This is a genomic window from Microbacterium fluvii, assembly GCF_025515205.1.
Classification (GTDB): Bacteria; Actinomycetota; Actinomycetes; order Actinomycetales; family Microbacteriaceae; genus Microbacterium; species Microbacterium fluvii.
This window is the reverse complement of record NZ_JAOPFX010000001.1, coordinates 1,294,556-1,308,153: the sequence shown is the minus strand read 5'-3', so window position 1 is coordinate 1,308,153 and position 13,598 is coordinate 1,294,556. Positions and strand designations below refer to the sequence as shown.

General features: G+C 71.8%; 12 protein-coding genes and 1 tRNA gene. 10 read left to right on the top strand and 3 right to left on the bottom strand.

Translation table 11 applies throughout. The features are described from left to right. Positions 1-3 precede the first annotated feature (3 nt). The 4 genes from OAW74_RS06030 (at position 4) to OAW74_RS06015 (ending at position 4,255) form a co-directional block, all read left to right on the top strand. Positions 4-1,056 (top strand): 3-isopropylmalate dehydrogenase, encoded by a 1,053-nt coding sequence (locus OAW74_RS06030; RefSeq protein ID WP_262873408.1) that lies wholly within the window; start codon positions 4-6, stop codon positions 1,054-1,056. Positions 1,057-1,120: 64 nt separating this feature from the next. After that, positions 1,121-2,221 carry a branched-chain amino acid aminotransferase gene (locus OAW74_RS06025; RefSeq protein ID WP_262873407.1) on the top strand — a complete coding sequence of 367 codons (1,101 nt, stop codon included), beginning with the start codon at positions 1,121-1,123 and terminating at the stop codon, positions 2,219-2,221. Positions 2,222-2,244: 23 nt separating this feature from the next. Beyond that, positions 2,245-3,009, top strand: a complete 765-nt coding sequence (locus OAW74_RS06020; protein ID WP_262873406.1) for a fumarylacetoacetate hydrolase family protein — start codon at positions 2,245-2,247, stop codon at positions 3,007-3,009. After that, positions 3,002-4,255: an MFS transporter gene (locus OAW74_RS06015; protein WP_262873405.1), complete on the top strand. Its 1,254-nt coding sequence runs from the start codon at positions 3,002-3,004 to the stop codon at positions 4,253-4,255. The genes OAW74_RS06020 and OAW74_RS06015 overlap by 8 nt, the downstream gene beginning before the upstream one ends. On the opposite strand, the gene OAW74_RS06010 is transcribed toward OAW74_RS06015, so the two are convergent. Further along, positions 4,256-5,302, bottom strand: a complete 1,047-nt coding sequence (locus tag OAW74_RS06010) for an aminotransferase class V-fold PLP-dependent enzyme (protein WP_262873404.1) — start codon at positions 5,300-5,302, stop codon at positions 4,256-4,258. An 81-nt stretch (positions 5,303-5,383) separates the two neighbouring features. Here OAW74_RS06010 and OAW74_RS06005 point away from each other — a divergent pair, with 81 nt between their 5' ends. The 3 genes from OAW74_RS06005 to OAW74_RS05995 all read left to right on the top strand — a co-directional run bounded on the left by OAW74_RS06005 (position 5,384) and on the right by OAW74_RS05995 (position 7,992). Then, on the top strand, positions 5,384-6,322 hold the full coding sequence (locus OAW74_RS06005) for a LysR family transcriptional regulator (protein WP_262873403.1): 939 nt from the start codon (positions 5,384-5,386) through the stop codon (positions 6,320-6,322). 10 nt (positions 6,323-6,332) lie between these two features. After that, positions 6,333-7,847, top strand: a complete 1,515-nt coding sequence (gltX, locus tag OAW74_RS06000; RefSeq protein ID WP_262873402.1) for a glutamate--tRNA ligase — start codon at positions 6,333-6,335, stop codon at positions 7,845-7,847. Between the two features lie 73 nt (positions 7,848-7,920). After that, a tRNA-Gln gene (locus OAW74_RS05995) sits at positions 7,921-7,992 on the top strand. A gap of 191 nt (positions 7,993-8,183) precedes the next feature. Here the strand turns inward: OAW74_RS05995 and OAW74_RS05990 are convergent. Then, positions 8,184-9,866, bottom strand: coding sequence for a hypothetical protein (locus OAW74_RS05990; protein WP_262873401.1), 1,683 nt, complete (start codon positions 9,864-9,866; stop codon positions 8,184-8,186). A 284-nt stretch (positions 9,867-10,150) separates the two neighbouring features. Between OAW74_RS05990 and OAW74_RS05985 the strand changes: the two genes are divergently transcribed. Then, positions 10,151-10,885 (top strand): hypothetical protein, encoded by a 735-nt coding sequence (locus tag OAW74_RS05985; RefSeq protein WP_262873400.1) that lies wholly within the window; start codon positions 10,151-10,153, stop codon positions 10,883-10,885. Positions 10,886-10,888: 3 nt separating this feature from the next. Here the strand turns inward: OAW74_RS05985 and OAW74_RS05980 are convergent, their stop codons facing one another. Next, positions 10,889-11,794, bottom strand: a complete 906-nt coding sequence (locus OAW74_RS05980) for an aminoglycoside phosphotransferase family protein (protein WP_262873399.1) — start codon at positions 11,792-11,794, stop codon at positions 10,889-10,891. 74 nt (positions 11,795-11,868) lie between these two features. Here OAW74_RS05980 and OAW74_RS05975 point away from each other — a divergent pair, with 74 nt between their 5' ends. Both OAW74_RS05975 and OAW74_RS05970 read left to right on the top strand, forming a co-directional pair. Next, entirely contained in the window at positions 11,869-12,651 is a 783-nt protein-coding gene (locus tag OAW74_RS05975) for a DeoR/GlpR family DNA-binding transcription regulator (RefSeq protein ID WP_262873398.1), read from the top strand. Further along, positions 12,648-13,598, top strand: coding sequence for a 1-phosphofructokinase family hexose kinase (locus OAW74_RS05970; RefSeq protein ID WP_262873397.1), 951 nt, complete (start codon positions 12,648-12,650; stop codon positions 13,596-13,598). Before OAW74_RS05975 ends, OAW74_RS05970 begins: the two co-directional genes overlap by 4 nt.

Sequence of the window (13,598 nt, the reverse complement as noted above, 5' to 3'; positions counted from 1 at the left end):
GCAATGTCGCGCGTCGTGAAGCTGGCCGTCATCCCGGGTGACGGCATCGGCCCAGAGGTCGTCGCAGAGGCCGAGAAGGTGCTCGACGCCGCGACCGCCGGCTCCGACGTCACGTTCGACAAGACGCGCTTCTCACTCGGCGCGGCGAGGTATCTCGAGACCGGCGACACGCTCACCGACGACGACCTCGCCGCCATCAAGGGTCACGACGCGATCCTGCTCGGCGCGGTCGGGGGAGTGCCTGGCGACCCCCGTCTGAAAGACGCGAACATCGAGCGCGGACTGCTGCTGAAGCTCCGGTTCGAGCTCGACCACTACGTCAACCTGCGCCCGTCGAAGCTCTACCCCGGGGTCCCGGGCCCCCTCGCCGCCCCCGGAGACATCGATTTCGTCGTCGTCCGCGAGGGCACCGAGGGTCCGTATGTCGGCAACGGCGGCGCGATCCGCAAGGGCACCCCGCACGAGGTCGCCAACGAGACGAGCGTCAACACGGCCTTCGGCGTCGAGCGGGTCGTGCGCTATGCGTTCGACCTCGCCGAGCGGCGTGGCAAGAAGGTCACCCTCGTGCACAAGACCAATGTGCTCGTGCACGCGGGCTCCATCTGGTCGCGCGTAGTCGGCGAGGTGGCGCAGGAGCACCCCGAGGTCGCCGTAGACTATCTGCACGTCGACGCGGCGACGATCTTCCTGGTCACGAACCCGGGCCGCTTCGATGTGATCGTCACCGACAACCTCTTCGGCGACATCCTGACAGACCTGGCCGGCGCCGTGACCGGTGGCATCGGCCTCGCAGCCTCGGGCAACATCAACCCCGACGGCGCATTCCCCTCGATGTTCGAGCCCGTACACGGTTCGGCGCCCGACATCGCGGGACAGCAGAAGGCCGACCCCACGGCCGCGATCCTCTCCACCGCTCTGCTGCTCGATCACCTCGGGCTGCACGATGCGGCCGACGCCGTCACCCTGGCCGTCGAAGACGACATCGCGGCGCGGGGCGACAGCATCCGATCCACTGCGGAGGTCGGCGACGCGATCGCCGCCCGCCTGCAGCCGTAGCCGCCGTGACCCCGGGCGTACCCTGGGGGCAGCGCCTACGCGCACAGAAAGCCAGGACGTGAACATGACCCTCACCAGCACCGACGCCGCCCTCGCCCCGCTCGAGTTCGCCGTCACGAAGAACCTCGCCGCGAAGTCGGCCGCCCAGCGCGAAGAGCTGCTGCGCGACCCCGTGTTCGGCACGACCTTCACCGACCACATGGTCGACATCTGCTGGTCGGTCGGCGGCGGCTGGCACCGCCCGCGTGTGCAGCCCTACGGGCCGATCTCGCTCGACCCGGCCGCTGCCGTGCTGCACTACGGGCAGGAGATCTTCGAGGGCATCAAGGCCTACCGGCACGAGGACGGGTCGGTGTGGACCTTCCGCCCCGAGCAGAACGGCCGGCGCCTGCAGCGCAGCGCCCGCCGTCTCGCCCTGCCCGAGCTGCCGGTGGAGTACTTCATTCAGTCGCTGCGCGAACTCATCGCCGTCGACGGCGCGTGGGTGCCCTCCGGCGCCGACCAGAGCCTGTACCTGCGCCCGTTCATGTTCGCCAAGGAGGCCTTCCTGGGCGTGCGCCCCGCCAACAAGGTCGCCTACTACCTGATCGCCTCTCCCGTGGCGGCCTACTTCAAGGGCGGCGCGAAGCCGGTGTCGATCTGGCTCAGCGAAGACTACGCGCGCGCCGGCAAGGGCGGCACGGGCGCCGCCAAGACCGGCGGCAACTACGCCGCGAGCCTGCTGCCGCAGGCCGAGGCCTACGAGCAGGGCTGCGACCAGGTCGTCTTCCTCGACCAGAACGGCGACGTCGAAGAGCTCGGCGGCATGAACATCGTCTTCGTCTACAAGGACGGCACGATCGTGACGCCGCAGTCCGACTCGATCCTCGAGGGCGTCACCCGCGAATCCCTCCTGCAGCTGGCGCGCGACCGCGGTCACAAGGTCGAGGGGCGTCACGTCTCGCTCGCCGAGTGGCGCGAGGGCGTCGCCTCCGGCGAGATCGTCGAGGTGTTCGCGTGCGGCACCGCCGCCGTCGTCGCCCCGATCGGCACGCTCAAGGGCGCCGACTTCATCGACGAGCAGCCGACCGGCTCGCTCGCGCTGTCGCTCCGGGAAGAGCTCACCGACATCCAGTACGGCCGCCGCGAAGACCGGCACGGGTGGCTCCTCCGCCTCGACGCCTGAGACCGCCCCGGTAGGCTGGGCGGGTGAGGATCGCGCGCTTCAGCCACCAGGACGCCATCAAGTACGGGATCGTCGACGGGAGCGAACTCGTCGTGCTCGCCGGCGACCCGATGTTCGCCGGCTTCGACACGACGGGCGAGCGCGTGCCGCTCGCCGACGTCGCGCTGCTGGCGCCGGTGATCCCGCGCTCGAAGGTGGTGTGCGTCGGCAAGAACTACCACGACCACGCCGCCGAGATGGGCGGGGAGGCTCCCGCGGCGCCGCTGCTGTTCCTCAAGCCCAACACCGCCGTCATCGGGCCGGGCGATGCGATCGTGCGCCCGCCGCAGTCGCAGCGCACCGACTTCGAGGGCGAGCTGGCCGTCGTCATCGGGCGCATCGCCAAGAACGTGCCGACCGAGAAGGCCCTCGACTACGTCTTCGGCTACACGATCGCCAACGACGTCACCGCCCGAGACCTGCAGTACGCCGACGGCCAGTGGGCGCGGGCGAAGGGCTTCGACACGTTCTGCCCGCTGGGGCCCGCCATCGAGACCGAGTTCGACATCGATGCCGCCCAGGTCACGACGCGCCTGAACGGCGAGGTGAAGCAGCAGGCCCCGGCATCCGACATGATCCACTCGGTCTCCGACATCATCGCCTACGCCTCCGCTGCCTTCACCCTGCTGCCGGGTGATGTGATCCTCACCGGCACCCCCGCCGGCGTCGGCCCGTTCGAGGCCGGAGACGCGGTCGAGGTCGAGATCACGGGGCTGGGGATCCTGCGCAACACGGCCCGGAATGCCTGAGGCCCGGGCACCCGAGGGCCAGCAGCCGGTACCCCCACTGGACGAAGCGGGCCTGATCGCGATCAGGCGCCGCACTCTGTGGGTTCTCTCGTTCGGGCAGATCCTCGGCGGCATCGCGTTCGGCGCGACGATCTCGCTCGGCGCGCTGCTGGCGGCCGATATCTCCGGCGATGAGGCGTTCTCGGGCCTCGCGACCGCGGCGATCACCCTCGGCACGGCGCTCTTGGCTGTTCCCCTCGCCGCTCTCGCACGCGGACGCGGTCGCCGGATCTCCCTCGCGTCGGGAATGCTCATCGCCCTGGGCGGTGTCGCCGTGGTCATCGTCGCGGCCGCCCTGCGCTCGTTCCCCCTCCTGCTGTCCGGGTTCGCGCTCATCGGCGCGGGGCAGGCGGCGAACCTGCAGTCCCGCTTCGCCGCGGTCGATCTCTCGACCGACCGCTCGCGCGGCCGCGACCTGTCGATCGTCGTGTGGGCGACCACGATCGGCGCCGTGCTCGGGCCGAATCTCATCGGCCCAGGGGAGGTCATCGGCGACGCGCTCGGGATGCCGGCACTCACCGGCCCCTACGTGTTCACCGTCGTGGCGCAGCTGCTCGGCGTCGCCCTGTATCTGATCGGGCTGCGCCCCGACCCGCTGCTGCTCGCCCAGCGGCTGGTCGGCGCCGTGGGAGGGCGCGCCGGCTCCGCGATCGCCCGCGCGGATCGCCCCCGCACCGCCCGGTACGCGATCGTGGCCGTCGCCGGTGCGCACGGCGTGATGGTCGCCGTCATGGCGATGACCCCTGTGCACCTGACCCACCACGGCGCATCGATCCAGGTGGTCGGTCTCACCATCAGCCTGCACATCGCCGGCATGTACGCGCTCGCGCCCGTCTTCGGCATCCTCGCCGACCGTCTGGGTCGGATCGCGACCGTGCTCGTCGGGCAGGCGCTGCTGGCCGCATCCCTGCTCACCGCCGCGATCGCACAGGACTCGACCGTGGGCGTCACCGTCGCCCTCGTGCTGCTCGGGCTGGGCTGGAGCGCGTCGACGGTCGCCGGATCCGCCCTGCTCACCGAATCGTCGAGCGAAGAGCTGCGCACGAGGCGCCAGGGCCGCAGCGACCTGGCGATGAGCCTCGTCGGGGGAACGGGGGCGATTCTGGCCGGCATCGTGCTCGGCTGGATCGGCTACGGCGGTCTCGCACTCGTGGCCCTGTCGATCGTGGCCGTCGTCGTGGCGCTGGCCCCGATGGGCCGGCGCTGATCAGCCCCGCAGCGCCGCGACGGCCTCGTCGAGATCGCGGTCGTCGTTGAAGACATGGAACGCGACGCGAGCGCGGCCGTTCCGACCGGATGCTGTGAGCCCTGCGGCCTGCAGGCGCGCGAGGTCGTCGCCCTCGGGGTCGTCCCAGGTCACGATGGCGCTCGGTCGTTCTGCCGACGCGAGGCCGACGCGCTCCCGGAACGCGGCGGCCAGACCCGTGTCGTGCCGATGGATCGCGTCGAGATCGGCATCCGCGAAGGCCGCGAGCGCCGGCTCGGCTCCGACGAACGCCTGCCAGGCGGGCGACACGTCGAAGCGGCGCGCACAGCCGGCCAGATCGACCTCGGCGCCGTAGCACGACGCCCAGGGGTCGTCGCCGGCGTACCAGCCGGCCTGCACGGGGGTCAGCGTGCGGGCGAATTCGGCGCTGAGCGCGAGGAAGGCGACGCCACGTGGCGCGCACAGCCATTTGTAGGTGTGGCAGACGACGGCGTCGAACCGCGTGGCGTCGACCGGCAGCCATCCCGCGGCCTGCGTGATGTCGCACACGGTGCGTGCGCCGACCGCGGCGGCCGCGCGGCAGATCGCGTCGACGTCGGCCACCTCTCCCGTCGCCGACTGCACGAGCGAGAAGGCCACGAGTCGCGTCCGGGGGCCCACGGCGCCCGCGAGGTCTTCGAGCGGTGCCGTGCGCACGCGCGCTCCCGCCTGCACGAACGGCAGAACGAGCGACGAGAACTCGCCATCCGGAGACAGCACCTCTGCACCCGGCGGGAGGGAGGCCGCGACCAGCGCGACCTGCACCGAGGTCTGGGAGCCGATCGCGACGCGCTCGGCGGCGATCGAGACGAGGCGGGCGAAGTGGCCGCGGCTGCGCTCGACGATGGCGCAATAGCGCTCGGGGTCGGGGGCCCGGTCGAGGTCGTCACGCACCGCGCGGCGCGTGCCCGACATCGGCAGTCCCGCCGTGCAGGCCGCGAGGTACCCGCGTCCGTTCGCGAACTGCGCGGCCAGCGGATGCGGCGCGGTCTCGCCCATGACGTCCATCGCTCCAGCATCCGTTGCGCCGGCATATACGTCTACGGCAGGTGTTCAATGCTGAACATGCGGATGTGTTATGTATGAAGCATGCCCGAACTCGAACTCGACGCCGCGAGCCTGCGGGTCGTCAAGGCCATCGCCGACACCGGCTCGCTCACCGGCGCCGCTCGGCTGCTCGGCTACAGCCAGCCTGCGCTGAGCCAGCAGATGCGCCGCCTCGAGCAGAGGCTGGGAGTGCCCGTCGTCGAACGAGCGGGAAGGCGCATGCGCCTGACGGCCGCGGGCCGCGTGCTCGCCCGGCACGCGCCCGCCGTCACGGGCGCCCTCGACGCTGCTGCAGACGAGTTGGCTCGGCTGAAGGGCGTCGAGGCAGCGACCGTGCGGCTCGCGGGCTTCCCCTCTGCGTCCCCGACCGTGGTCCCGCGGCTGCTGGCCGCGCTCTCCGGCACGCGCCCCGGCCTCACCGTGACCTACGTCGAGGCCGAGCCGCCTGAGGCTGTCGCCGCCGTGCGTGACGACGAGGTCGACATCGCCCTCACCTTCGGCTACCCGGGCGACCGGCACGACCCGCACGGCACCAGCGCACGCGGTCTGACGGTTCGCGACATCGGCGTCGATGACCTGCTGCTGGTGCTGCCCTCGGCCCACCCTGTCGCGCGCCGAGGAGGGTCGATGGCCGATCTGGCGGGGGAGCAGTGGATCGCCGGGTGCCCCCGCTGCCGCGGGCACCTGCTCGAGGTCTGCGAACGCGCCGGATTCGCTCCGCGCATCGGGTTCGAGACCGACAACACGGTCGCCGTCGAAAGCCTCGTCGCTCAGGGCATCGGTGTCGCGACCCTGCCGCGCATGGCGGTCGAGTCGTTCCCGACCCTCGACGGCGTCGTCACGCGGCCCCTGCCTGCGGCCGACGCCCGCACGATCCATGTCGTCACCGCACACGGGGCCGACCGCATCCCCGCCGTCGCCGCCGTGATCGAGGCCCTCGAGACGGTCGTCGCCTCCGTCACGCCGCGCACGCGCGCCTAGAATCGTGGGGATGCCTTCTTCACCCGATCCCCGCACCACCACCGCCTCCGGCACCGACGTCCGCGTGCGCTTCTGCCCGTCGCCGACCGGACTGCCGCACGTCGGCATGGTCCGCACGGCCCTGTACAACTGGGCCTACGCCCGGCACACCGGCGGCAAGCTCATCTTCCGCGTCGAAGACACCGACGCCGCGCGCGACAGCGAGGAGAGCTACCGCCAGCTCGTCGATGCGCTGACGTGGCTCGAGATCGACTGGGACGAGGGCGTCGAGGTCGGCGGGCCGCACGCGCCCTACCGGCAGAGTCAGCGCCTCGACATCTACGCGGGCGTGCTCGAGCAGCTGAAGGCCGCCGGGACGGTCTACGAGTCCTACTCGACGGCAGAGGAGATCGACGCCCGCAACGAGGCCGCGGGGCGAGCGAAGCAGCTCGGCTACGACAACTTCGACCGCGACCTCACCGACGAGCAGCGCGCGGCGTTCCGCGCCGAGGGTCGCGAGCCGGCCTGGCGCGTGCGCGTGCCCGACCACGACGTCACCTACGTCGACCTCATCCGCGGCGAGGTCACCTTCCCGGCAGGCTCCTTCCCCGACTTCGTCATCGTGCGCGCGGGCGGCCAGCCGCTGTACACCTTCACGAACCCGGTCGACGATGCCCTCATGGGCATCACGCACGTCATCCGCGGCGAAGACCTCATGCCCTCGACCGCCCGCCAGCTGGCGCTGTACGCCGCACTCGTCGATGCCGGAGTCACCGACTTCGTCCCGCGCTTCGGCCACATGCCGCTCGTGCTCGGCGAGACCGGCACCAAGAAGCTCTCCAAGCGCGATCCGCAGGCGGATCTGTTCCTGCAGCGCGAGCGCGGATTCATCCACGAGGGGCTCCTGAACTACCTCGCCCTGCTCGGCTGGTCGATCGGCCCCGACCGCGACGTCTTCTCGCTCGAGGAGTTCACGGCCGCCTTCGACATCGTCGACGTCAACCCGAATCCCGCCCGGTTCGACCAGAAGAAGGCCGAGTCGATCAACGGCGATCACATCCGGATGCTGGCGCCCGACGACTTCGCGGCGCGCATCGTCCCGTATCTCGCCGCCGCCGGGGTCGTGGCCGCAGAGCCCACCGTCGATCAGCTTGCCCTGGTGGCGGCATCCGCCCCGCTCGTGCAGGAGCGGGTGCAGGTGCTCGGAGATGTCCCCGGCCTTCTGGGCTTCCTCTTCACGGACGACATCGCCTACCAGGACGACGCGCTGGCGTCGCTGCCGGCGAACGCGAACGAGGTGCTGGTGGCTTCGGTCTCGGCCCTCGAGCTGGTACCGGAGTCGGAGTTCACCGCAGCCGCCGTGCAGGACGCGCTGAGTGTCGCCCTCATCGACGGCCTCGACCTCAAGCCCCGTGTGGCCTACGGCCCGCTGCGCGTCGCGCTCAGCGGGCGGCGGGTCTCGCCGCCGCTGTTCGAGTCGATGGAGCTGCTCGGCAAGGCCGAGTCGATCCGTCGGCTCGGGGCGCTCGTCGCGACGCGCGGGTGACACGCCGCCGGTTTGGCGAGGTGCTCACCGTGGGCTAAGCTTGACCCTCGGTAAGGCTTCGGCCGAACCCCCTTGGGGTATGGTGTAATTGGCAACACGGCTGATTCTGGTTCAGTTGTTCTTGGTTCGAGTCCAGGTACCCCAGCAAGGAAAAACCCCCGCTCAGGCGGGGGTTTCTTGTTTCTTCCCTTCCTGCCCGCGAGTTGGCACCTTCTGCCGCCCGCGACCCGGAGGAGGCGACCGAAGCCGCCAAGTTGCGGGTCGGTGACCGACGGGACGCCGAAGCGCCCGCCGGGGATCGGGGATCCGCGACGGGCGCTTCGATTCGGGGGGGGATCAGGCGACAGCGAGTTCGCTGCGCGAGCGGATGCGGTGGACCGCCCAGAGGGCGAGGGCGATCGCGCCGAAGGCACCGAGGATCAGCATCCACGGAACCAGCGTGGGCAGTGCGCCCGAGGCGCCGCTGGAGAGCTGGTCGGAGCCGTCGGCGATCTGACCGTTTCCGTCGCTGAGCGAGGCGGCGCCGGCCGACAGCGTCTCGGAGCCGGAGGCCAGCTGCACCGAGCCGTCGGCGAGCGTCACCGTGCCTGCCGAGAGCTCGCCCAGACCGCTGTCGAGGTCGGCCGCACCGTCAGCGAGGGTCTGTGCACCGACGGCGAGGTCAGAGGCCCCGCTGGAGAGCGTGCCGGCACCGGTCGCCAGGTTCTGCGCACCGCTCATGAGGCGCAGCGACCCATCGCTGAGGCGCTGCGTGCCGCCGGCGATCGTGCTGACGCCGGTGGCGAGTTCGCCCGACTTCGTCGCGAGCTTCTGTCCGCCGGCCACGAGCTCGCCCGACTTGGCGGCGAGGGTCGACAGTCCGTCGCTGACCTGGCCGGCGCCGTCGTCGAGCTTGGCCGCACCGGCGGCGAGCGTGGTCGCCCCGTCGGCGATCTCGTCCATGCCCGCGGACAGGTCCGCAGCGCCCGCGGCCAGCGCGGGGGCGCCCTTCGTCGCGTCGGTCAGTGCGACCAGCCCCGGCCACTGGTTGGCGGCGTCCCCGTTGATCAGGTTGCTGACGCCGCCGCGCGCGCCCAGCACGCCGGCAGCGAGAGTCGGAGCCGAGGCTGCGGGAGTCGCGATCGCGGCCACTTCGCCCTCCACCTGCGCGGCGAGGGTCATGATCGTCGTCATCGAGGCGTCGTTCGTGAGGTCGCTGTCGCTCAACGTCGCGAGAGCGGCCTTGAGCTGCGTGGAGTGCGTGACAGCGTTCGCCGCAGCCGTCTGGAGCGACGTCGCCGCACCAGCGAGGTTCTGCAGCTTCTGCAGTTCGGTCGACGTGCTGGGAAGTGCCGCCAGGATGGCACCGGCATATGCCTGCGACCCTGCCACGCCCTTGGCGAGGTTCGCCGCGCCGGTGGCGACGGTGGCGGCCCCGGCGGCGGCCGCGTCGGCACCGTCGGACAGGCTCTTCGCACCGGTCGAGAGATCCTTCGTGCCCGCCGCGAGCGAACCCGCACCGGCGTCGAGCTTCGCGATGCCCGCACCCGCCTTGTCGATCCCTGCCGACAGATCGTCGGCGCCTTCGGCCAGCTGCGACGCGCCGGCGGCCGCCTTCGCCGCCCCCGCGTTGAGCTTGACCGCGCCATCGCGGTTCGTGACCGTGCCGTCGGCGAGCGTCTGCGCACCCGTGGCGAGCGTCGTGGCCCCGGCCGAGAGCTTCGACGCGCCGGCCGACGCCGACGCGGCGCCGTCGGCGACCTTCGTCGAGCCCTCGTGAGCCGACGCCGCACCCTCTTCGAGCTGAGTCGCACCGGTCGACAGATCATCGGCGCCGCTCGCAAGCGTCACGGCTCCCGCCGCAAGCTCAGCGGAACCGTCATCGGCCTGGGAGGCACCGGAGGCCAACTGGCCGGCGCCGTCGGCGATCTTGCTGATGGTCGCGACGTACACGAACACCATCGCTGCCAGCAGGACGCTGAGCACGATGACGGTGATGCGCATGCCGAGGCCGTGCGTATGTGTTGCTGTTCTCGTCATTGAGGACTCCATGGTGTCGCGCCTGCGCGCAGGCGTATGGGCACTCCGGATCGGCCGCGGGCGGCCTGGCAGAGATCGTTCGGGGGATCCCCCCTCACGGCGCCGACAGTGGCATCGTGATCGCGGGGGCCTGCCTGAGAGTTCCCTGAAAGTAGCAGGACGAGCCCCCGCGCCCCGCATCGACGCGAGTGTCTGCACGAGAGTCCCAGTGTCATCACTTGCGAGACCGAGTTTCTTGTGCGTGGTCTACAAACGCGACGGCGTGGGCCCCCATAATGGACCGCATGGGAGTCGCCGGCCGCCCACCCGAAGCGGATGCCGAACTCGCCGCCCTGCGCCGCCGCGCCTATGGTCCAGGGGGCGATATCTCGGGCGATGCGACTGCGCTCGCACGGCTGCGCGAACTCGAAACCCTTGGACGCGACGCAGGATCCGGGGCGCAGGACGGGCCGAGACCGACTCCCGCACCGCCCGCGGACGCGCCGAGGCCACCGAGCACGCCGAGCGATGCCGTAACTGCACCCCCCGTCGCGGGAGACGACGGTGCTGCCGTCGCCCCCTCGCTTCGCCATCGGATCGGCCGGTGGCCCCTGCTCGCCGCCGCCGCGGCAGCCGGTGCCGCGGCCGCGCTCATCGCCACGGCGCTGCTGGCGCCCCGCCCCACAGCGACACTCGCGCCCGTGTCGGCCGCGCAGGCGACGGGCGGCTTCCCGGCGGATTCGGCTCTCGATTGGTACGGACTCACGAGGCAGCAGCTCACGGCGTTCCAGGCGTTCGAAGCCGCACGCCCCTGGGCGGGCGTGAACGACGAGGGCGCACAGTGCCTCTTCGTCGCCGTCGCCGCCGAGTGGGCAGCCGCAGGCTGCACGCCGGCGGGGCTCGACCCGGTCGTGGACGTGACCGTCACCGCCGACTCGCCGCTGAGCGATGATCTGGAGGTCGGCAGTGTCGTGCGGTTCACCCGGCACGGTGACGGCGCCGTCGAGGTGTACGTCGCACCGGCAGCCGCGGAAGACTGACCGTCAGGGTTCGCAGACGAGCTCTGCCAGCGCCTCCGACCCGAGCAGGCGATACGGCTCATTGTCGTCGCTGTGCTCGAGCAGCAGCACGGCCACCGCCGCGGCCCATCCTCGGGCGCGTACCCAGGTGGCCTCGTCGACTCCGGGCAGCTCCGCCCGGAAGAGCGTGCGGCCGGCGGCGTCGAACGCGAGCCACGCGACGGCGAGGTCGTAGGCCGGATCGCCGCCGGTCACATCACCGAAGTCGATGACGCCCACCAGGCGCCCGCCCATGGCGACGAGATTGCCCGGGTGCAGATCTCCGTGGATCCACACCGGCGGAGCACTCCAGTCCGGCGTCTCGACGGCGTCGCGCCACAGTCGCTGCGCATGGGTGAGCACCTCCTCCGCGGCCGAGCCGCGCCGCCGCGCGGCCTCGAACCGCGCCGAGACCGCCTCGTCACGGGTTGCCAGCGGCCGCCCGCGCACAGGGTTGACCGGCGCGTCAGCGAGCGCGGGCCGGTGCAGTGCGCGCAGGGCTGCCGCGAGCGACGATGCCCAGCCGCGGCGCTGCTCGCGGGCGACCGCGAGTCCCGGCATCCCGGTGATCCAGGGGACGACCGACCACGACCAGGGGTACCCGGCTGTCGGCCGACCGTGGACGAGCGGCAGCGGCACACGCACACCGGTCTGCTCGATCTGCGGACCGATGATCGCAAGAGCCGTCTGCTCGTGCGCGATGAGGTCCGCTGCGGCGGCGCGGCGGGGGAGGCGCACTGCCAGGCGGTCACCCACGCGCCACACCGAACAGTCCCAGCCGTCGGCCGCGTGATGCAGAGGCGCACCCGACAGCTCTGCGCACTGGTCACGCAGCAGCGCGCGCACGAGCGTCTCGTCCACGACGACCTCTGCGGTGGGCTTGTCCGGCACGATCCGACCCTAATCCTGGTCTTGTTTTTGTGTTGTTTCGTGTTGTAGTGTGTGGCTATTCGAGGAGGATGTCGATGTACGCAACGGAGCGGCAGGCGCTCATCGAGCGGCAGCTCGCCGACGAGGGGCGCGTCAGCGTCGTCTCCCTCGCGCGCCGCTTCGACGTGACGACCGAGACCGTGCGCCGCGACCTCGATCTGCTCGAACGGGCCGGGGCGCTGCGCCGCGTGCACGGCGGCGCCGTCACGGCAGAGCGCTCCAGCACCGCCGAGACCTCTGTCGCCACGCGCACAGGCCGCGCGAGCGCGGCGAAGGCGGCGATCGCGCGCAGGTGCATCGACCTCGTGCCGTCCGGCTTTCGCGGCTCCCTCTACCTCGACGCGGGCACCACCACCGCGGCGATCGCGCACGCGCTGATCGGGCGCACCGACCTCGACGGCGGCATCGACGTCGTCACGCACTCGATGGTGCTCGCCGGCGCGCTGGCCGGCGCGAGGGGCATCGAGCTCACCGTCATCGGCGGGCGGGTGCGCGGCATCACCGCCGCCGCCGTCGGCGCCGAGACCGTGCGGGCGATCTCGCATTTCCGCCCCGACATCGGCTTCATCGGCACCAACGGCATCGCCGCCGGCTTCGGCGTAAGCACCCCCGACCCCGAGGAGGCATCGGTGAAGGCCGCGATCGTCGCCGCCTGCCGGCGCGTCGTCGTCGCCGCCGACGCCGAGAAGCACGACCGCGAGCTGCTCGTCTCGTTCGCCGCGCTCGACGACCTCGACGTGCTCGTGACCGACAGGACCCCGCAGCACGAGCTCGCCGTCGCCCTCGAGTCCGCCGATGTGGAGGTCTGCATCGCATGATCATCACCCTGACCGCCAACCCCTCCCTCGATCGCACGATCGCTCTTGACGAGCCGCTGCGGGTCGGCGAGGTGCAGTCCGCCCGCGGGGCCAGAGAAGACGCCGGAGGCAAGGGCATCAACGTCTCGCGGGTCGTCGCCGCCTCCGGCCATCCCACCCTCGCGGTGCTGCCGCTCGGCGCAGACGACCCGTTCGACGCCGCGCTGCGCGCGTCGCGTGTGGCCGCCGAGCGCGTGCCGGTCACCGGCCACGCGCGTGCGAACCTCACCATCACCGACCGCGACGGCGTGACCACCAAGCTCAACCTCCCCGGCACCGTGCGCAGCGACGACGAGACGCGTGCGATCATCGCGGCAGTAGTGGATGCCGCCGCCTCCGCGGACTGGCTGGTGCTGGCCGGGTCGGTGCCCCCCGGCTGCGGCGACGACTTCTACGTGCGCGTCGTCGAGGCCGTGCGCACCGCCGGACACGGCCCCCGGATCGCCGTCGACGCCTCGGGCGCCGCCCTGCACGCCGTCGTCGCCTCGGCCGGCGTCGACCTCATCAAGCCCAACGACGAAGAACTCGCCGAACTCGCCGGAGTCGACATCGCCGACGGCGACGATCTCGCTGCCGCCGTGCGCGAGATCGCCCGCGCGCTCGTGCCCGACAAGGTGCGCGCGGCCCTCATCACCCTCGGGGGTGCGGGCGCCGTGCTCGTGACCGCCGACGGCGCCTGGGCGGGCGTACCGCCGCCCATCACGGTGGCCAGCACTGTGGGAGCGGGCGACAGCTCACTGGCGGGCTACCTGCTCGCCGACGTGGCGGGGCTTCCCGCTCCGGAGCGCCTGCGCTCCGCGATCCGCTACGGCTCCGCCGCAGCCTCTCTGCCGGGCACGCAGGCGCCCGCGCCCGATGACCTTCCCACCGGCGACGTGCCCGTGCGGGAGTTGGCCCTGCGCCACTGA

Bases quoted from the DNA above. Each gene is read 5' to 3' on its own strand.
- OAW74_RS06030 (WP_262873408.1), top strand. From the start codon at position 4: ATGTCGCGCGTCGTGAAGCTGGCCGTCATCCCGGGTGACGGCATCGGC.
- OAW74_RS06025 (WP_262873407.1), top strand. From the start codon at position 1,121: ATGACCCTCACCAGCACCGACGCCGCCCTCGCCCCGCTCGAGTTCGCC.
- OAW74_RS06015 (WP_262873405.1), top strand. From the start codon at position 3,002: ATGCCTGAGGCCCGGGCACCCGAGGGCCAGCAGCCGGTACCCCCACTG.
- OAW74_RS06010 (WP_262873404.1), bottom strand. From the start codon at position 5,302: ATGGACGTCATGGGCGAGACCGCGCCGCATCCGCTGGCCGCGCAGTTC.
- OAW74_RS06005 (WP_262873403.1), top strand. From the start codon at position 5,384: ATGCCCGAACTCGAACTCGACGCCGCGAGCCTGCGGGTCGTCAAGGCC.
- gltX (WP_262873402.1), top strand. From the start codon at position 6,333: ATGCCTTCTTCACCCGATCCCCGCACCACCACCGCCTCCGGCACCGAC.
- OAW74_RS05990 (WP_262873401.1), bottom strand. From the start codon at position 9,866: ATGACGAGAACAGCAACACATACGCACGGCCTCGGCATGCGCATCACC.
- OAW74_RS05985 (WP_262873400.1), top strand. From the start codon at position 10,151: ATGGGAGTCGCCGGCCGCCCACCCGAAGCGGATGCCGAACTCGCCGCC.
- OAW74_RS05975 (WP_262873398.1), top strand. From the start codon at position 11,869: ATGTACGCAACGGAGCGGCAGGCGCTCATCGAGCGGCAGCTCGCCGAC.
- OAW74_RS05970 (WP_262873397.1), top strand. From the start codon at position 12,648: ATGATCATCACCCTGACCGCCAACCCCTCCCTCGATCGCACGATCGCT.